Annotated in this window: 14 protein-coding genes; 9 read left to right on the top strand and 5 right to left on the bottom strand. The window is 45.6% G+C overall.

The window, feature by feature from the left end; all coding sequences use genetic code 11:
* Positions 1–252 precede the first annotated feature (252 nt).
* On the top strand, positions 253–2418 hold the full coding sequence (locus tag HMPREF1647_RS06475) for a bacteriocin-associated integral membrane family protein (RefSeq protein ID WP_035433217.1): 2166 nt from the start codon (positions 253–255) through the stop codon (positions 2416–2418).
* 2 nt (positions 2419–2420) lie between these two features.
* On the top strand, positions 2421–3074 hold the full coding sequence (locus HMPREF1647_RS06470; RefSeq protein ID WP_035433215.1) for an ABC transporter ATP-binding protein: 654 nt from the start codon (positions 2421–2423) through the stop codon (positions 3072–3074).
* Positions 3075–3140: 66 nt separating this feature from the next.
* On the opposite strand, the gene HMPREF1647_RS06465 is transcribed toward HMPREF1647_RS06470, so the two are convergent.
* A complete protein-coding gene (locus HMPREF1647_RS06465; protein ID WP_262363829.1) occupies positions 3141–4646 on the bottom strand; it encodes a Na+/H+ antiporter NhaC family protein in 1506 nt (501 codons plus the stop codon).
* A 45-nt stretch (positions 4647–4691) separates the two neighbouring features.
* Between HMPREF1647_RS06465 and HMPREF1647_RS06460 the strand changes: the two genes are divergently transcribed.
* From HMPREF1647_RS06460 to HMPREF1647_RS06450, 3 genes are all read left to right on the top strand, one after another.
* Positions 4692–5633 carry a LysR family transcriptional regulator gene (locus tag HMPREF1647_RS06460; protein WP_035433212.1) on the top strand — a complete coding sequence of 314 codons (942 nt, stop codon included), beginning with the start codon at positions 4692–4694 and terminating at the stop codon, positions 5631–5633.
* 1 nt (position 5634) lies between these two features.
* Positions 5635–6375 (top strand): RluA family pseudouridine synthase, encoded by a 741-nt coding sequence (locus HMPREF1647_RS06455; protein WP_035433209.1) that lies wholly within the window; start codon positions 5635–5637, stop codon positions 6373–6375.
* Between the two features lie 84 nt (positions 6376–6459).
* A complete protein-coding gene (locus HMPREF1647_RS06450; RefSeq protein WP_035433207.1) occupies positions 6460–8055 on the top strand; it encodes a 4Fe-4S dicluster domain-containing protein in 1596 nt (531 codons plus the stop codon).
* A 168-nt stretch (positions 8056–8223) separates the two neighbouring features.
* Here the strand turns inward: HMPREF1647_RS06450 and HMPREF1647_RS06445 are convergent, their stop codons facing one another.
* The gene (locus HMPREF1647_RS06445) at positions 8224–8532 is read right to left on the bottom strand and encodes a hypothetical protein (protein ID WP_035433205.1); all 309 of its coding nucleotides are present in this window, start codon (positions 8530–8532) and stop codon (positions 8224–8226) included.
* A 162-nt stretch (positions 8533–8694) separates the two neighbouring features.
* The gene (locus tag HMPREF1647_RS06440) at positions 8695–9345 is read right to left on the bottom strand and encodes an HAD family hydrolase (RefSeq protein ID WP_035433203.1); all 651 of its coding nucleotides are present in this window, start codon (positions 9343–9345) and stop codon (positions 8695–8697) included.
* 246 nt (positions 9346–9591) lie between these two features.
* On the opposite strand from HMPREF1647_RS06440, the gene aspS reads away from it, so the two are divergent.
* Genes aspS through crcB form a run of 4 tightly spaced genes read left to right on the top strand, consistent with a single transcriptional unit; the run spans position 9592 to position 15460 of the window.
* A complete protein-coding gene (gene aspS / locus HMPREF1647_RS06435; protein ID WP_035433201.1) occupies positions 9592–11418 on the top strand; it encodes an aspartate--tRNA ligase in 1827 nt (608 codons plus the stop codon).
* A gap of 45 nt (positions 11419–11463) precedes the next feature.
* Complete coding sequence (locus HMPREF1647_RS06430; RefSeq protein ID WP_052039175.1) at positions 11464–13266, top strand: ABC transporter ATP-binding protein; 1803 nt, start codon at positions 11464–11466, stop codon at positions 13264–13266.
* Positions 13259–15079 carry an ABC transporter ATP-binding protein gene (locus HMPREF1647_RS06425; RefSeq protein WP_035433198.1) on the top strand — a complete coding sequence of 607 codons (1821 nt, stop codon included), beginning with the start codon at positions 13259–13261 and terminating at the stop codon, positions 15077–15079. Before HMPREF1647_RS06430 ends, HMPREF1647_RS06425 begins: the two co-directional genes overlap by 8 nt.
* Positions 15080–15088: 9 nt before the next feature.
* On the top strand, positions 15089–15460 hold the full coding sequence (crcB, locus tag HMPREF1647_RS06420) for a fluoride efflux transporter CrcB (protein WP_035433196.1): 372 nt from the start codon (positions 15089–15091) through the stop codon (positions 15458–15460).
* A 95-nt stretch (positions 15461–15555) separates the two neighbouring features.
* Here the strand turns inward: crcB and HMPREF1647_RS06415 are convergent, their stop codons facing one another.
* Positions 15556–16980: a DHA2 family efflux MFS transporter permease subunit gene (locus HMPREF1647_RS06415; RefSeq protein WP_035433194.1), complete on the bottom strand. Its 1425-nt coding sequence runs from the start codon at positions 16978–16980 to the stop codon at positions 15556–15558.
* Between the two features lie 590 nt (positions 16981–17570).
* Positions 17571–18332, bottom strand: coding sequence for a 2,3-diphosphoglycerate-dependent phosphoglycerate mutase (gpmA, locus tag HMPREF1647_RS06410; protein WP_035433192.1), 762 nt, complete (start codon positions 18330–18332; stop codon positions 17571–17573).
* Positions 18333–18553 lie beyond the last annotated feature (221 nt).

Raw genomic sequence — 18553 nt, 5'->3', positions numbered from 1 at the left:
CGCATATGAACTGCCTCCCATTTCTTATGTCCAAGAAATGGGAGGCAGTTCATGTCCTAGGCATGAGAGGTTTTTGTTTAGGTGGCAAATACCGTTTATAGAATAATAGAAGCCGCTTACGATAGTTATCAATGGGACCGATTAAATCTGAACAGCATAAGTTCATACTGGTAATGTAGAAGCAAATTTATAGGTAAATACTGCTTAGTACCTTCATTTATTTGTGATTCAAAGAAATTGTGGGTGAATTAAATGAAAAGAGCGTACCGCTTCATTGTTTCTATCATAGTTGTCTTAATTGCACTTTCCTCGTTTTTGGTGGGAAAAGGGTTTTTAGAAATTTTTACTTCCCGAAAATTCGATTCTTGGCTCTCTAATCAGCCGCAATTTTATACTTCACAGATGTCTGATGAAACAAAAGAAACGTTTGTGTCAGTTGTTAGGTCTTACGCACAAACTCACAAGATGATTCTTATAACTAAGAAAACTGAATCAATTACTGAAGGGCCTAGGATATTGACCGTTGGCGTGCTATCTTCTCCAGGTAGTGAGGCTAACAGCTTTGATTCCTTTGATATTCTTGGTACCCAAGTTATAAATAGGCAAAAAATCAATGAACTCCTAGGACATTCTCCAGAGTCATATCTTGGCTACGGAATGGATACTAACAATAAGGTTAGTGACTTGCCGTATGTTTTGGGCTCAGTTTATTTCAAATTAGATCAAATTACTCCTGGCTATAATCTGGGAAATTCTTGTGCTGTTTTAGGCCTTTCTCCTGAAGAATTTGATGAGTTGGCTAATCAGATTTCAGAAGCTACTGGCCTACATAAAGAAAAATTTATTACTAATTATTCAGGATCAGCGGTTGAAATTGGACTGTTCTACTACGTTGCAGGGGTAACTTTTATAATCTTGAGCATATCGTTTTGTTTACTGACGTATTACAACTCGTTACAAGAATTAAAGAAACTCGGTGTCCACGTAATGCTTGGCTGGAGTAAGAGCGATTACGTCGTTCACCATTATTTTTTCTATTGTGCTTTAGCAGCTGTTTTACTGCCATTAGCCTTTATGTGGACAATGGTTAATTGCTCCGGATTTGATATTACTGGCAGTTTTTTACTGTTTACGTTTACCTCGGCAATGCCAGCAATACTTGTAGTTGTGGTTTCGGTACTAATTTCTGCTGCTCCACTTCTAACAATCCGCCCTGTAGATGCAATTTTAGGAAGACTGTCGCAAAAGGGTCTGTACGTTCTAACGGCGATAATTTATGCACTTTGTTGTGTAGTAGTTTTTGCTGGTTCTACGTATATGGATGCTCCTATAACAATGTACTCAAATCTACTATCCACTCAAGAAAATTGGTCTGTATATAAAGATTGGTATATTGTCCGAAATCACGTTTCTCAAGGTAATTTTTTCAACGGCAGGCCAATGGATAAAAGTAAGGAATTATTTGATTGGTATAAAACCCACGAGCACGATACAGGCGTGTATATTGCTCATGTAAATCAAATAGGTGAAGCAACTCTAAATGCCTATAAAGTAAATTCATCGATTTTGAAGCCATTTGATGTTTTGATTGCATCCCCATCTTATTTAAAAGAAATCGGGGTAGCGCTGACTGATGAACAAGTTAAAAAAGCGGAGAGTGGAACAAGGATTTATCTCGTTCCAAGCTCGTACTCAGAAGAGCAAAAATCTCTGCTAAGAGAACTTGTGGCTAGAAGCGACAAGATATTTGAGTCAGACATTGTTACACCCTATATGCAAAATCCTTCATCTGAATTTATTGAATACGATGCTAGTGGGGGATTTTTTACCTGGTCAACAAATATAGACAGCCCTTCTATAAGTACAAATGTTGTAATCAAAGTGGTAACGTCAAATAACATGGTTCCTACTGAATCAGAAAGTTTAGTGGCTACGGGGCTTGATAATAGTTACATAAAGTTATCACCTGAGGCCGCTGCAAATTTGTTGGATTCCAGCGGTGTTGTAGAGCTCTCTGATGATGGTTTTGGAACACAGTTCAGTTCGATAGAGAGCTTTATAAAAGACTACAGAAAATCTCTGCAGGAGCTCTTCCTCTTATTCGGTGTTGTAATTGTGCTTATGTTTGCAGCAATAACGGTGATTCAAATAAGCATGATTTCAATTGTTCAGAGATTACATGAGAGAAAAATTGCTGTTGAATGCATGTTGGGATTTGGCATTTACAAGCAATACATAAATATTTTCCTCATAGTGAATCTTATTGCACTTGTTGGAACACTTTGCATGATTGTCATAGGTTCAACTCTTGGAATAATAATGGGCTGCTTGATGTTATTGATTTCCAATTTGACTATCAGTATTTCTGCAAATAGAAGCACCATGCGAATTGTTCTAGAGAATCTCTCTAAGGAGTAGTTATGAAAACATTTCTACAGGTAGATGCTCTCAATAAGTCATTTGGAAGCAACACAGTTCTTCATAACATTTCATTTGAGATAGAAAGTGGAGAGTCAGTGGCTCTCGTGGGCCCTTCTGGGTGTGGAAAATCAACGCTTCTTAATATCATCGGTCTTCTCGAGACATTAGATTCAGGTACAATCAAGCTTGAGGGAAGAACATATCCTTCAATCAATAGTAAAAAAGCAACACTTATGAGGCGTACAGAGATTAATTATCTATTCCAATCTTTTGCTCTCATTAATGACTGGAAAGTAAGCAAAAATCTCTTATTAGCGCTTCAATACACCAAGCTTTCAAAGCAGGAACAGGAGCGTCTTATTAGAACTGCCTTGGAAAACTATGGGATTGGCGAGAAGTTCGATGCGGTTGTAAATGAGCTTTCTGGTGGAGAAAAGCAGAGAGTAGCAATTGCTCGAGCAATGATCAAGCCAGGTAATTTAATCCTTGCCGACGAACCAACCGGATCACTTGATAAGGCCATGGCCACTATTGTTATAGACAGTTTGCTAGATTCCGTTCACGCAAACCATAAAACGCTTCTTATGGTCACACATGATATGGGTATTGCTCAGCGTTGTGATCGAATTATTGAATTACCAAAGCATCAATAGAAGTATTAACGGCGTAAAACACACCTAGCTTAGCAATGTGAATTAGGAGCGTTAAACAGCTCGGTCTTAGGCAACTTTTACAGCAGGAAGGCTTGTAGTCGCATCCGTTGTATCTTCGTCCTGCACGTGAGGCCATGAGCAGCTGCGAACATCGTCAGAGGTAAGACCAAGCCAACGAGCACGATGACCGTCAATTTTTGTTGGGCGGCGATGGAGCCACAGAGAAATTCCCAGAGTCCAAAGAGGCAGCAAGTAGAGGAAACTTGCAGCTAGAAGGCTCATAGAAGGTGCACCAATTGCAGAGAGCACCGAGATGTTTGAAATGGACCACGGTACCAGTGGAGCAAGAATTACAGCGCTATTCTCGATATCCAAGGCAAGAGCACTGGAAGAGTTTTCTGCGTTCTCGCACAGGTCGTTTGTCAGCATAATAGCCAAGGTCTGGTTACAAGAAACCATTGAGGTAAACATGCTGGTAATCAGAACGCCAAAGAAAGGCGTGGAGTTATCGGAAAGGTCGGCTACCAGCTGGCACATACGGCGAAGCAGACCAGTTGTCTGGAAAAGACCAGCGTAGCTTGAAGAAATGGTGACAATCGTCAAGACGTTCATCATGGAAAAAACGCCGCCACCATTCACCATGTTTGCAACGGTAGCGCCTGGAGCACGAAGACCAAAGAGCAGAATGACTGGCAGGTCGGCAAGAGGGACGCGTTGAATGGTAACGCAGAGAATGCAAGCAAGTATCAGGCTGGAAGCCATGGTAACAATGACATCAACCTTAAGAAGCGAAAAAACAATCACAAGAAGTGCTGGTGTGAGTGAAATTAAAGAGAGCCTAAAGGAGCGGCTGAGAAGACCAGTGACATCGGGGATAGTTCCCGTGTTTGCCATAAAGAAGTCCCACGCTACATAGATAGCGCATGCGGCAATAAAAGGCACTACGCTGGTTCGAAGCATACGGTTAATGTTTTTGGATAGATTGGTATCGGTAAGTTGTGAAACAAGAATTGCACTGGTAGACATAGGGGAGCAACGATCTCCAAAGTAGCTACCTGCAAGAACGGCGCCACCAATAAAGAACTCACTTGCCCCGATTGCCTTGCCAATAGACATGCAGATGATGCCCATGGTTGCTGCAGTACCAAATGCGGTACCCAGAAGCATGGACATCATGGTGCAGAGTAAGAATGTTGCAAGAATAAAGATAGACGGAGAAATAAGTGAAGCAGAAATGCTGACAATTTCTGGAATAGTTCCAGCTGCACGCCAGGCAGCACTCATAGCGCCAACCACAGCAAACAGTGCAATGATTGTTTTAACTTCCCAGACAGATTCAAAAGCTGCTAATAAAAGCTTTTTTGCGGAGATTTTACGAGAAAGTCCGTAACCAAAAAAGAGGAAGAAACCAATGGTCAAGATATATGTAAGGGGAAAAGATAGGGCTGTACCTACGATGAGCATCACCGCAAAGGCACTTAGTACTATTAGCTCTACCATGCATCCACTCCAAACGAATTTCTTGTGTAAATAGAGTAGACAACTAAGAAGTTGAAGTCCAACTGTTTTCAATGGTTATAATTACAAGTAATTTTTGTAATATAGTGGGAGCAAAAAATGAACTTTCAGACCATGGATTATTTTGTTGCTGTTGCAGAAGAAAAGAGTTTCACCAAGGCAGCTGAGCGCCTAAGTGTAACGCAGCAAACGCTCTCGGCAAATATTGCTGCTGCAGAAAAAGAACTTGGCTCTAAGCTGCTGGAACGTACGGTTCCGCTATCTCTAACGTTTGCAGGAGAAGAGTTCTTGCGGTATGCGCGCAAATTCCAAGCACAGCGTCGCGCTATGGATCAGGAGTTTCTTGATATTGCAGGCAATGAGCGAGGTCGCCTGCGTGTTGGTGTCACCGCCACACGAGGCCACATCATCATGCCGCGCTCCATCGCCGCTTTCCAAAAACTGCACCCAAACATCTCCATTGAGCTTGACGAGGGCGAGAATGACGAGCTAGTTGAGTGGCTGTCCGAAGGCCAACTTGACTTGATTGTTGCAACCGTCAATTCCACATCATATGACCTTGTTGTTAAAAAACTGTTTGACGAGAAGATCGTTCTGGTTGTCTCTCAAGCGCTTCTTGAGTCTCTGTATGCAGATAAGGTTGACTTGGTTGTCTCGCAAGTCAAAAAGACGGGAAAGCTCACGGCTTTGGAGGCATGTCCTTTCCTAACGGTTGGTAAGCGAGACATTGCAGGTAGTTTTGCTCGCCATGCGTTTGCGGCGTCGGGCATTTCTCCTACCATCAAGGTCATGTCCAGAAACTCCGAGACGCTTTTGGCGCTTGCCATGAGAGGTGTTGGCGCGTGCTTCTTGCCATCTGAGCTGGTGGCATCTTCTTACTACGACTTTGAAACATCTGGTCTTCACATTATTGAGCTAGGAAAAGAGATGTCATATTCGGTCAGTGTTGCTTGGCGACGCACCGATCATGTGTGGAGCACAATTGAGTCATTTGCTCAGGTGCTTTCTGAGCAGCGGTATGTGGTTAAGCGAGGTGAGTAGCATGGATGCGCCTCAGACTGACAGTAATCTTGAGATTTTGTATCAAGATGAGTATCTGCTTGCCGTAAATAAACCTGCGGGAATTATCGTTCATGCAGACGGCACCAATGAAACCTCGTTAACCGATGTAGTTTGCGAGAAACTCCGTGCACTTGAGGGCTTAAGAGAGGTAGATCTTTCCCAGGTCCAAGCTCTGAATCGCCTTGATAAGGAGACTACGGGCATAGTGCTTTTCTCGCTCAAAAAAGAAACGCAGTCGCAGTTTGACCAGCTTATTGCCTCCAAGGAGCTTTCCAAAGAGTATCTTGCAGCGGTTAAAGGAGCATTTGAACCAAATAAACTGCTGATAGATAAGGCAATTGGAAAAGATCGGCATGACGCTCAGAAGATGAGGGTCTCAGCAACAGGCAAACCTTCTCAAACGGAGGTGCGCCTTATTAAGGTTGCTTCATCAGCGCAAAGTCAAACTCAAAGCTTGCTACTGGTCAATTTGCTGACAGGAAGAAAGCATCAAATTAGAGTGCATCTCTCGTCACTTGGATTTCCTCTGGTAGGAGACGCGCTGTATGGAAGCGTATCATCTCTGCAGCGCGGAGCAAAAAAGAAACATAGACCGCAGTCGTTAATGCTCCATGCATATCGCGTTGGATTTATTCATCCAGTCACGGGCGCAAAAATTGTGATTAAAACGGATATTCCAGAGCGATTTTCTTATTTTGGTGTCACCGAGGTGGACTTATAGTACATACTTTGTGGTAGAGACATACATTCATTTTGTGCGGATACGTTACCCAGACGTGCATAAAGTGAACGAGGAGGGGGAGAAATGCCTGGCACAATGCGAGGTGTCTATACCAACCTGACTGAAATCCGCAGGAAGGTATTTAAAGAAGTTTCAACGCTTGCGTATGAAAAAGCAGATAAGAGCGTTGATGAAATTGCTCGCCAGATGGAAGAGCTGCCTTACAAGATTATTCCTGGTGATATTGCTACGTATCGTGAGAGCGTCTTCTTGGAGCGCGCTATTGTTGGCGAGCGCATTCGCATGACTATGGGCATGCCTATGCAGGGCGTGGATCAGCCAGAAAAAATTTCTGACGGCCTAGAAGAGGCCTCTCGACCTGAGGTTTATTACCAGCCACCGCTGATTAACATCGTTAAGTTTGCGTGTAACGCCTGCGAGGACAACGTGTATCGCGTTACCAACGCGTGCCAAGGTTGTCTTGCGCACCCTTGTCGAGAGATTTGTCCTAAAGAGGCAATTAGCTTCGTAGACAAAAAGGCATACATTGACCAGGAGAAGTGCATTCAGTGTGGCATGTGCTTCAAGGTCTGCCCTTACCAGGCAATTCATCACCACGTACGTCCTTGTGCAGCCGCTTGCGGTATGGATGCTATTGGTTCTGATGAGCATGGTCGTGCAGATATTGATTACGAGAAGTGCGTATCTTGTGGCCAGTGTCTGGTCAACTGCCCCTTTGGCGCAATTGCCGATAAGAGCCAGATTTTCCAGGTAATTCAGGCTATCAATGAGGGTTACACCGTTGTTCCGATTGTGGCTCCTTCGTTTGTTGGTCAGTTTGGCAAGGGTAGCGTTGGTCGTCTTCGTGAGGCATTCAAGGAGATGGGATTCGCCGAGGTAGAAGAGGTAGCAACCGGTGCTGACCTCTGTACTGTTCAGGAAGCAGAAGACTTTGTCAAAGAAGTCCCAGAGAAGCTTCCCTTTATGGGAACAAGCTGCTGCCCTTCCTGGTCTGCAATGGCTAAAAAAGAGCATCCAGAGCATGCTGATGCTATCTCTATGGCACTCACCCCAATGGTTTTGACTGCTCGTCTGGTAAGAAAACAAAATCCAGAGTCCAAGATTGTCTTTATTGGACCATGCACCGCTAAGAAACTTGAGGCACTGCGTCGCTCCGTTAAGTCCGAGGTCGATTTTGTTCTGACCTTTGAGGAGCTTGCAGGAATGATGGAGTCTAAGGGCATTGACTACACCAAGCTTGATGATGACAACTCCGACTTTGAAAACGCCTCCCATGACGGTCGCGCCTTTGCAGTTGCTGGCGGCGTAGCAGGTGCCGTAGTAAACGTCATCCACCAGAAGTACCCTGATAAAGAAGTACCTATCATGGCTGTTGATGGCCTTGCTGAGTGCCGAGCCATGCTCAAGGATGCTGTTAAGGGTAAATATCCAGGTTATCTTCTTGAGGGTATGGCTTGTCCAGGAGGATGCGTTGGTGGCGCTGGCACCCTGAGTGCCGTTAACCGTGCAGCCGCAGCAGTTAAGCGTTACGCAAAGACCGCTTCTTCTGAGCTGGCTTCTGCGAATAAATACAACGATCTTATTTCAGAGCTTGCAGGCACCGTTTCTGCTGAGGTTGAGATTGCCGAGGTTCTTGAGGTTCAGAAGCCTGTTGAGTAGTCACGTTCTCTCAAATCAAACGTAAAACGCCGGTGCGCTGCATCGGCGTTTTTTATGAGAAATGTAGCCCAATAAGGCAATCTACCAGGTAATAAAAAAGGATCTGCGATTAACAGATCCTTTAAGTTTTAGCTGAGAGATAGTCAACAAAAAGTTGATTAATTTGAATTACTCAGATTTTTCGTTTTTCATGGATGCATAGAACGTTGCATGTGCAAAAACGTCTTTAATGGTTTTTCCATTAATAAAAGGAAGCGCGAGAAATTCGTCTAGCGTAGGAACTAATTCAGAACAATCTACAAAGTGGTTCTTTGAGTTTCTGATGCTGGTGTCTTGAGCTCTCCATGCCTCAAAGTTGACATCAGTGAGGTAATAAACCTGGTGTCCGACTTGCATGTACACAGAGTGATTACTGTGCAGGTACTCTACCAGGTCTTCGTAAGAAATCTGGAGAACCTCAGAACTTTTCTTGCCCATGATGCAATCCTTTCCACGTCGCTTGCGCGCAAATTATGGACGCACTTTTATTGACTATACCGCCCTCCGAATACGCTTATTCAGATGAATTGAGAGGCATAGGCAAGCGGACGTTTTTTCTCGCTCAACGGCAATGAGCGGATGGTTGCAAATTTAGTGCTACTATTTGAGAATTTCTTGCACCATCTCATCTGCAGTATTGCAGAGTATGGTGGCACCTGCAGCTAGAAGCGTTTCTTTATCCCTAAATCCCCAGGTAACACTAATGCAAGGCATGCCACTGTTGCGTGCTGTTGCAACATCAACCTCAGAGTCTCCAATATAGACAGCGTCTTGAGGGTCAACACCAATTTGAGCAAGGGCGTAATGGACAGGCTCGGCATCAGGCTTTCTTTTAAGGTCATCTCGCTGGCCCAGCGCAAAGTCAAATCTACCTGGGAAGAAATTGCTCATTAAATCTGCTATGGCAAAGTCTGGCTTGTTTGAGACAACGGCACACTTAACGCCTGCAGCCCTAAGCGTATCAACCGCATCAAGTATGCCGGGATAAGGAGCTGTGTTATCCAAGCTATGGTCAGCGTAGTGCTCTTTAAAACACGCAAGTACACGCTGGTATGTTTCATCATCGGTGCCTTTTGGCACGGCATCGCGGATAAGCTTTGCAACGCCGTTTCCTACCATTTGACGGACCTCATCAACGGTATAAGAAGGCATATTGAACTGCTCAAGAGCGTAATTTGTTGCCCAAGCAAGATCAACAACAGTGTTCAGAAGTGTTCCGTCTAGATCAAATATAGCGGCTTTATAGGCCATGAAAGCTCCAAGTTCTTCTCGCCCTATGAGAGGGCTCATGTGTATCAATTTCAGTCTAGCGTAAAAGTGTGACGGTAAGTTATTTATTCCTCGTGAATCTCCACTAAGTTTAGATTGAGAGGATTCGACTAAACGTTGGAGAGTACAATGTTTAATCTATGAGCAAGGACGTGCCGTCTACACGTTTTTGCCGTCTTGAAGGCGCTTTCCGATTTGGCACAGGGAAGCAAAGACGAAAGGATAAAAATGGATTGTTCCTCAGAAAACCCCCAGAATTATTCCGCTCACGCAGCTGCTGATTTGCACAGCATGCATACGCATACCTGCGGAGAGCTTCGTGCAGAGCATATCGGTCAGACCGTTACGCTCACTGGTTGGGTTTGGCGTCGTCGTGACTTTGGTGGCCTAATCTTTGTTGACCTCCGTGACCGCGAGGGTTTGACCCAGATTCTGTTTGACCCAGATGTTGATGCAGAAACATTTGCAACTGCAGAGACTATTCGTCCTGAGTGGCCTGTTCTGATTTCCGGTACGGTTCAGCATCGCTCTGAAGGTCAGACCAATGAGGCTCTTGCTACCGGTGAGGTAGAGGTGCTTGCTTCAAAGATTGAGGTTCTTAACACCAGCGCTGTTCCACCATTCCAGATTGAGAACCACATTGACGTTAACGAGGACCTTCGCTTGAGGTACCGCTATGTTGACCTGCGTCGTCCTCAGATGGCTCAGAATCTTCGTATGCGTTCTGATTTTGCATTTGCGCTTCGTGAGGCATTCCATAAGCGTGATTTTACCGAGGTAGAGACTCCGGCACTGTTCAAATCTACTCCTGAGGGCGCTCGTGACTTCCTGGTTCCATCCAGAATGCAGGGCGGAAACTTCTATGCGCTTCCACAGTCTCCACAGCTGTTGAAGCAGCTGCTGATGATTGGCGGTATTGAGCGCTACTATCAGATTACTAAGTGCTTCCGCGATGAGGACCTTCGTGCAGATCGTCAGCCTGAGTTTACACAGGTTGATATGGAGATGGCATTTGTCCGCGAGGAAGATGTCATGGCTGAGCTTGAGGATATTCTGGGTGATGCATTTGCAAAGATGGGTATTGAGTTCCCAGCTCCACTGCGCAAGATTCAGTACTGGGACGCAATGGATACCTACGGCTCCGATAAGCCTGATACCCGCATTGGTATGGAGCTCCACGATGTCTCTGAGGTCTTCAAGCAGTCCAGCTTTAAACTCTTTAGCTCTGCCGCAACAACTGATGGCCAGTACGTCAAGGCAATCAACGTTAAGGATGCAGGCACCTGGCCACGCTCTCAGGTAGATAAGCTTGCCGAGGTGGCCGCCGGCTTTGGTGCCAAGGGACTTGCATGGGTCGCCTTCAAAGAGGACGGCTCCGTGGGAGGCCCTATTACCAAGTTTTTCTCGCCAGAAGAGCTTGAGGCACTGCGTGCAGAGATGTCTGCTGAGGCAGGGGACTTGATTCTCTTTGCTGTGGGCGGCCGCCTGGAGACAGATGAGATTCTTGGTGGTATGCGCCTGCATATGGCAAAAGTCCTGGATGTACCACGAGAAGGTCATGATTTCCTCTGGGTTGTTAATTTCCCACTGTTCCACTGGGATGAGGAGACTCAGTCTTATGCCTCTGAACATCAGCCCTTCACGCTTCCTCGTGAGGATGAGCTTGATCTTTTGGACACTGATCCTTTGGCTATGGGTTCGTATACCTACGACTTTGTTATGGACGGCTTTGAGGCTGGCGGCGGCGGAATGCGTATCCACAACGCTGAGCTGCAGCTTAAGATTCTGGAGAAACTCGGCTTTACTGAAGAGCGCGCAAAGGCTCAGTTTGGCTTCTTGATGGAGGCTCTGACGTTTGGTGCGCCTCCAATGGGCGGCTTTGCACTTGGTCTTGACCGCGTATGCATGCTGCTTGCAGGTGCTGATTCCATCCGCGACGTCATGGCCTTTCCAAAGACTACTTCTGGCTCTGATCTGATGTCCAGCGCTCCTTCGCCTGTTTCTAATGAGCAGCTCAAGGAGGTTTCGCTTCAAACGCTTCCAAAAGAGGTATAAGCAAACTAAGCAACGCAAGACAGTAAGGTACGTGGTGTTTTAACGATGAATGATACTTCTGTAGAAGAAATAGCTCCATCTGCTCGCGCTGAGTTAAAGGTAATCTTGGACCATTTTGGCGCGTATAAAAAGGACTTTGTTATGTCGGGACTCTGCGTGTTTGCAGAGTCCCTACTCGAATTAGTGATTCCTGTACTCATGGCCCAAATTGTTGACCAGGGTATTTTGCAGGGCAACCTTCAGACTGTTTTTATAAACGGCACCGTTATGGTTGTCTTTGCTCTTCTCGCCATGTTTGCTGGTATTGGCTATGCACGCTACTCAGCAAAAGCAGCTATGGGACTGGGCGCTCAACTCAGACAAGATGAGTATCGCCGTATGGAAGAGTTTGCTTTTGCAAATCTTGATAAATACGATTCATCCTCTCTGGTCACACGACTGACGTCAGACGTTACTATCATTCAGAACGCCTTTGCAATGGGTACGCGCCCGTTTATGCGTGGACCAATTATGCTGGTCATGGGCTTGGTTATGGCGTTTATTATGAGCCCAGAGCTGGCGGTAGTGTATTTTGCTGTACTGCCTTTCTTGGCCATTGCACTCTTCTTTATTGTGAAGCGCGTTGCCCCTTTGTACCGTGTTATGCAAGGCGCAATGGATAAGCTTAACGAGGCACTGCAGGAAGACTTTGCCGCAGTGCGTGCAATTAAGGCATATGTCCGAGAAGGATATGTCTCTGAGCGCTTTGAAAAAGTTAATACCCAGTATGCACAGACTGCTACAAAGACCTTTGGAACATCCGTCTTAAACCTGCCTATTTTCCAGGCTTCAATGTACGTCACTAATGTGGCTATTCTTTGGTTTGGTGGCCAGATGATTATGGCTGGCAGACTGGGTGTTGGTGAGCTTACGGGCTTCATGAGCTACGTGCTGCTTATCATGAACTCTCTTATGATGATTTCTGGCGTGTTCTTGCTTACTGCTCGAGCTATTACCAGTGTGCGTCGAATCGGAGAAATTCTTTCCGAGGAGCCCGCTATTGAGTCTCCAGAGCACGGTTTGACTGACGTTAAGAATGGCGCGGTCCGTTTTGAAAACGTATCTTTCAAGTACAGCCAGAGCGCTGAAGAGGATGTCCTTGAAGACATTAATCTCTCGTTTGCGCCAGGCTCTACCGTTGGTATTCTCGGCGGCACCGGCTCCGGAAAAACCACTCTTATCCAGCTGATTGCACGCTTGTACGATGCTACTGAAGGCACCGTATTTGTTGGCGAGAATGACGTCCGCTCCTACAATCTTGTTTCACTTCGTGACGCAGTATCTGTTGTCCTTCAGAAAAATGTGCTGTTCAGCGGTACCGTCCGCGACAACCTGCTCTGGGGAGATCCCAACGCTACTGACGAGGAACTGCTTCACGCATGTTCTATTGCATGCGTTGATGAGTTTCTTGACAGGATTGGCGGCTTGGACGGAGACCTTGGTCAGGGTGGCGTCAATGTTTCTGGTGGCCAGAAGCAGCGCCTTTGTATTGCGCGTGCGCTTTTGAAGAAGCCAAAAATCATCATTTTTGATGACTCTACCAGTGCAGTTGATACCGCAACTGACGCAAAGATTCGTGCAGGGCTTGCCGAACTTGCTGACATGACAAAAATCATCATTGCCCAGCGTGTGAACTCAGTTATGGACTCAGATCAGATTGTCGTTCTTGATAACGGTAGGGTTCATATGACTGGCACTCACACAGAACTTCTCGCCAAGAGCCCTATCTATAGAGAACTCTATGAGTCGCAGATTGGCGGTAGTCAATCGGACATTGATGCTGCTGGTAAGGAGGTGTCACATGGCTAATCGCACAGGAGGAGCACGTCCTCAAAACATCGGACATACCATTAGAGTGTTTGTCTCGTACTTAGGTCATGCTAAGAAGCGTCTTATGTTGGTGGCACTTCTTGTTTCTATAAGTGGTTTAGCAGCGCTTCTGGGCACCTACATGATTAAGCCTGTTGTTGCTGCAGTGGGCAGGGGAGACGTAAACGCATTTACCAACCTCATTGTATTTACAGCAGTTGTGTATGCAATTGGCGCGCTTACCAGTGCTGGTTACACGCAAATTATGGTTCGTGCTGCTCAGAGGATTGTTTTTGACATCAGACGAGACCTTTTTGAGCACATTGAATCGCTGCCGCTGAGGTTCTTTGACCGCCGTACCCGCGGCGATATCATGAGTTTCTTTACCAACGACGTGGATACCATCTCAGAAGCGCTTAATAACAGTTTTGCCAATCTTGTCTTGGCGTTTATCCAGATGGTTGGCACACTTGTGCTGCTGATTGTTCTTAACTGGCAGCTGACGCTTATCACTATCCTCTTTGACGTATTAATTGTGATATATGCGCGTTACGCAAGTAAGCGCTCGGCTAAGCATTATTCGGTGCAGCAGAAGAGTCTTGGCGTTCTTAACGGCTTTGCTGAAGAAACCATCTCTGGCCTCAAGGTGGTTAAAGTTTTTAATTACGAGAATGCCAACTTTGCTGACTTCCAAAAGGTTAATGAAGAGCTCAGACACTCTGGAACAAACGCACAGGCGTATGCAGCAACTATGGTCCCTATCACGGTCTCGTTGACGTATATCAATTACGCTGTGGTTACCGTGGTTGGCGCACTGCTTGCGGTTAACGGACACGCGGATGTTGCAAGTCTTGCATCCTACCTGGTCTTTGTTCGCCAGGCAGCCATGCCGTTCAACCAGTTCACACAGCTCTCCAACTTCCTGCTTACCGCTCTTGCCGGTGCCGAGCGCATCTTTGCGGTTATGGAAATGACTCCTGAGGTTGATGAGGGCAAGGTCGACCTGGTCCGCGTTAGTGGTTATGAGTCAGGAGAAGAGTCCTGGGCTTGGGTCACACCGTCTGGCGAGAAAACTCCTCTTGCCGGAGACGTCCGTTTTGATGACGTAACCTTTGGATACGACGATGATCAGACGGTTCTTGCAAATCTCACGCTGTTTGCAAAGCCTGGCCAAAAGATTGCGTTTGTCGGCTCAACTGGTGCTGGTAAAACGACTATTACCAACCTTATTAACCGCTTCTACGATGTTCGCAGTGGAACCATCACCTACGACGGCATTCCTATCAACGACATCAAGAAATCTGCGCTGAGGTCCTCATTGGGCATTGTTTTGCAGGACACACATCTGTTCACGGGTACCATCGCGGACAATATTCGCTTTGGTAAGTTAGACGCCACTGATGACGAGGTTATTGCTGCAGCAAAAATCGCAAACGCAGATAAGTTTATCCGCCGTATGCCTCGTGGTTACAACACCGTACTTACCTCAGATGGCGCTAACCTTTCCCAAGGTCAGAGGCAGCTTCTGGCAATTGCGCGTGCTGCTATTGCCGATCCTCCCGTGCTTATCTTGGACGAGGCAACTTCCAGTATTGATACGCGTACTGAGGCACTTATCGAGAAGGGCATGGATGCCCTAATGGCGGGCCGTACTGTCTTTGTGATTGCTCACAGGTTGTCTACAGTTCGTAACTCTGATGCCATCATGGTTCTGGAGCATGGCCGCATTATTGAGCGCGGTACTCACGATGAGCTTATTGCAAAGCATGGAGAGTATTATCAGCTGTATACGGGCTCGCGTGAGCTGGAGTAGGGGCATTTTATGTTTGAAGCGTTAGCTGTGGCTCTTGGTGGAGCGCTGGGTAGTTTAGGTCGTTGGCAGTTGGGCGTCCTCTTTAAACAGTGGATTCCTAACCTGCCAGTTGGTACGTTTGCTGCAAATGTTGTTGCAGGTTTGATTATTGGTTTTGTGACGGGACTTGACCTTGCAAGTCCACTTCAACCACAGGTAAAACTATTCTTAGCCGTGGGTCTTTGCGGAGGACTTTCGACCTTCTCAACCTTCTCAAATGAAACGTTGACCTTTATTCAAGCAGGTAATTGGACTGCCGCAGGTGTGAATATTGCGATCAATGTTATAACGTGCCTGGTTGCTGTGTTTATTGGATTGAAATTATCGGCTATTGTGTCGTAGCTTGATTATTCAATCGTCTAAATTAAAAGCTAGATATCCTTCTTTTGGATACCTAGCTTTTTAATTTGCTTTCTTTTAAATACCGCAGTTGCGTTTTATTTTGTTATCTTAGGCAGTACAAAGAGCACGATTCCCATGGTAACAAGAGGGATACAAGCTACGCACACAAGTACAAAGAGTGCATTCTGAGCTCCTGCAAGGGTGCTTGTAGCTAAGTCTGTAGCTCCAAGCTGAGAAGCCGCTACAACGCCAGAAATAACGCTGGTGCCCATAGCGCCAAAGAGCTGCTGCAGTGTGTTGATAACAGCATTTCCATCTGCCTTGCGGTCTTCTGGTAGATGTCCTAGAGCTACCGTAAAATTGTTTCCCATCTGAAGCGCCTGGCCAATGGCAAAGATAGTAAAAATATACGTAATCATTTCTACGGTAAGCTGGTGAACAAAGAGCAGCAAAAGGAGCATGCTGGTAAGGCAGCAAAGAATGCCTGTAACAATAGGCTTTTTAGCGCCCAGCTTGTCTAAAATCTGACCAGAAATTGGTGCCATAACTGCGCCAATAGCACAGCCTGGCAACATCTGAGCTCCTGCTGCGGTAGCGCCTGCACCTAGTACTAGCTGGGAGAAGTTAGGCAGAAGATACGACTGACCAAGAATAATAAATTGCAGAGCAACAATAGCAAAGAGCGAGAGCACAAAGCCCTTCTCGCTAAATACCTCAAGGTTAATGATAGGAATTTTTGTAGATTTATTAGATTGCTCCTGGTGTTTAAAGGAGTTTTCGTGACGCACAAAGAACATAAGTGAGCCCACAAAAATCATAATTGCGAGCAAAACAGGAATGCTAAGCAGGCCAAACGCGCTGGACTCGTCAATAACAAAGATGAGCGCAATAAAACTTACGGTAAGCAGCAGCCAGCCAAAGACATCAAAAGAAATCACTTCAGTCTCATGGCTCTGTTGGATTGAACTAATTCCCAGAATAAACGCCACAATCAAGAAGGGGAGAAGTCCGGCAAAGATCATTCGCCAGCCAAGATGCTCTGCAATCCAGCCACCAGCTGAAGGTCCTACTGCAGGTGCAACGGCGGTAACTAGCATGCCGATGCCCATCATGACACCCATGTTTTTAAGTGGAGCCTGTTCGGTGATGATGTTGAACATCAGTGGTAGCGCTAGACCGGTGCCAATGCCTTCTAAAATACGGCCAAGCAGCAATAACATAAACGTTGGAGCAGCAAATCCGCAGAGAATGCCACTGATATAGAAGATCATGGCCACGGTAAAGATACTTTTAGTTTTGAATCGTCTGTTTAAATACGACGACATAGGCATGATAATGGCAAGAATCAAAAGGTACGAGGTGGTCATCCATTGTACCGTTGAGGTGCCAATAGAGAATTCCTCCATTAACGTTGGAAACGTCACGTTCATGGCGGTTTCTACGACAACTCCCGAGAAGGACATAATTCCTGTTGCAATTACAGAAAGAACAAGTTTTGCGTTGAGCTCTCTTTTAAACATTTAATCCCTTCTTTTCTCGGCGGTACATCGTAACACTATTCAAAGCAGGTTTTAATACTGTGGGCGTATTCGTTGAGTTTTTAATATGCTTTTGTTTATAGAGAATCTCATTTCATAAGTTATTTTTTTCTTTTTATTGGAGTAAATAAGTGGTATAAATAACTTAAAGAGGTGATGAAGATGTCTAGTTCTTTTATTGCCAGTAGAACATATCTACCATCTAAAAATGAAATTTCTAGGTTCTAATAATTTCTTTGTTTTAAATCAAATGCCCTGTGGAGTGATATTTCTGAATATGAATGAATTACCTCAATAGTGGGCTTTTGATTATTTAGGAGTATGAGTTTATGGGAGCACCAGAGATAATAATTCTTATTGTTCTTTTTCTAATCTTATCCGTCATGTTTTACTGTGGACGAAGGGCTTTTATTTGGCTTTCTCGCTATCTTAAGAAACTTGATGGTTTACAGGATTCTATTGATGATTTGAATAGAAAAATATAAGCAGCGATTTGCTCAACTTAAGTTAGAAGAACGGGGTGGCTTAAACCACCCCGTTCTGCTTATCAATATTGCGTGCTAGCAAGCTATTTATTTAGCTTTACCCTGGTTTGCAACAGCGTTAATCTTTGCTTCGATGACAGCTGGATCGCCAATATAGTGCTTGTCTACAATGTTCCAATCCTTGTCAAAGGTGTATGCGCAAGGAATGCCAGTTGGGATGTTAACCTCAAGAATCTCTTCTGGAGTGAGGTGCTCAAACTGCATAACAAGAGCGCGAAGGCTGTTGCCGTGTGCAGCAATAAGAACACGCTTACCTGCCTCAAGCTGTGGCTTGATCTCCTGCTCAAAGTAAGGCCATGCGCGTGCAATGGTGTCCTTTAGGCACTCGGTGTAAGGAAGATCCTCTGCTGGAACATCACGGAACATTTCCTGAACGTGAGGATCGCGCTCGTCGCCTGGCTCAAGAGCTGGTGGCTGGACATCAAAGGAACGACGCCAAATCTTTACCTGCTCCTCGCCGTGCTCGGCAGCTGCATCAGCCTTGTTGAGGCCCTGAAGTGCACCATAGTGACGCTCGTTCAGACGCCAAGTCTTATGAACAGGAAGCCAGTTACGGTCAAGCTCATCAAGAACATGATTCAGAGTGTGAATAGCACGCTTGAGCAGAGAGGTGTAGCAAACATCAAAGTCATAGCCAGCCTCTTTGAGAGCGCGGCCGCCAGCTGCTGCCTCCTCGTGACCAGTCTCGGTAAGGTCAACGTCGGTCCAACCAGTGAACAGGTTGAGCTTGTTCCACTCAGACTCACCGTGGCGAACAATAACAAGGTGCATGTACTGATCTTCAGCCATTAGGCTTCCTTTCTACGCGTCAAACTTTGTGCACCATACGTGGTAAACACCAAGTTTTTGGCAATACTTTACATACAGGTGCAAGACAAAACGCTTGCGAATAATATTCTACCGCACACCGAAAAATACGTGCGAATCAATGTCTAAAAGATTTTGCATATCGCGTGTGCCAACTTTGAACTGCCTCCCATTTCTTGGACATAAGAAATGGGAGGTAGTTC

This window comes from Lancefieldella parvula DNF00906 (genome assembly GCF_000758945.1).
GTDB lineage: Bacteria > Actinomycetota > Coriobacteriia > Coriobacteriales > Atopobiaceae > Lancefieldella > Lancefieldella parvula_C.
The sequence above is the reverse complement of the archived record's forward strand: the minus strand, read 5'-3'. Positions and strand labels throughout refer to the sequence as shown.

Bases quoted from the DNA above. Each gene is read 5' to 3' on its own strand.
- HMPREF1647_RS06475 (WP_035433217.1), top strand. From the start codon at position 253: ATGAAAAGAGCGTACCGCTTCATTGTTTCTATCATAGTTGTCTTAATT.
- HMPREF1647_RS06470 (WP_035433215.1), top strand. From the start codon at position 2,421: ATGAAAACATTTCTACAGGTAGATGCTCTCAATAAGTCATTTGGAAGC.
- HMPREF1647_RS06460 (WP_035433212.1), top strand. From the start codon at position 4,692: ATGAACTTTCAGACCATGGATTATTTTGTTGCTGTTGCAGAAGAAAAG.
- HMPREF1647_RS06455 (WP_035433209.1), top strand. From the start codon at position 5,635: ATGGATGCGCCTCAGACTGACAGTAATCTTGAGATTTTGTATCAAGAT.
- HMPREF1647_RS06450 (WP_035433207.1), top strand. From the start codon at position 6,460: ATGCCTGGCACAATGCGAGGTGTCTATACCAACCTGACTGAAATCCGC.
- HMPREF1647_RS06445 (WP_035433205.1), bottom strand. From the start codon at position 8,532: ATGGGCAAGAAAAGTTCTGAGGTTCTCCAGATTTCTTACGAAGACCTG.
- HMPREF1647_RS06440 (WP_035433203.1), bottom strand. From the start codon at position 9,345: ATGGCCTATAAAGCCGCTATATTTGATCTAGACGGAACACTTCTGAAC.
- aspS (WP_035433201.1), top strand. From the start codon at position 9,592: ATGGATTGTTCCTCAGAAAACCCCCAGAATTATTCCGCTCACGCAGCT.
- HMPREF1647_RS06430 (WP_052039175.1), top strand. From the start codon at position 11,464: ATGAATGATACTTCTGTAGAAGAAATAGCTCCATCTGCTCGCGCTGAG.
- HMPREF1647_RS06425 (WP_035433198.1), top strand. From the start codon at position 13,259: ATGGCTAATCGCACAGGAGGAGCACGTCCTCAAAACATCGGACATACC.
- crcB (WP_035433196.1), top strand. From the start codon at position 15,089: ATGTTTGAAGCGTTAGCTGTGGCTCTTGGTGGAGCGCTGGGTAGTTTA.
- HMPREF1647_RS06415 (WP_035433194.1), bottom strand. From the start codon at position 16,980: ATGTTTAAAAGAGAGCTCAACGCAAAACTTGTTCTTTCTGTAATTGCA.
- gpmA (WP_035433192.1), bottom strand. From the start codon at position 18,332: ATGGCTGAAGATCAGTACATGCACCTTGTTATTGTTCGCCACGGTGAG.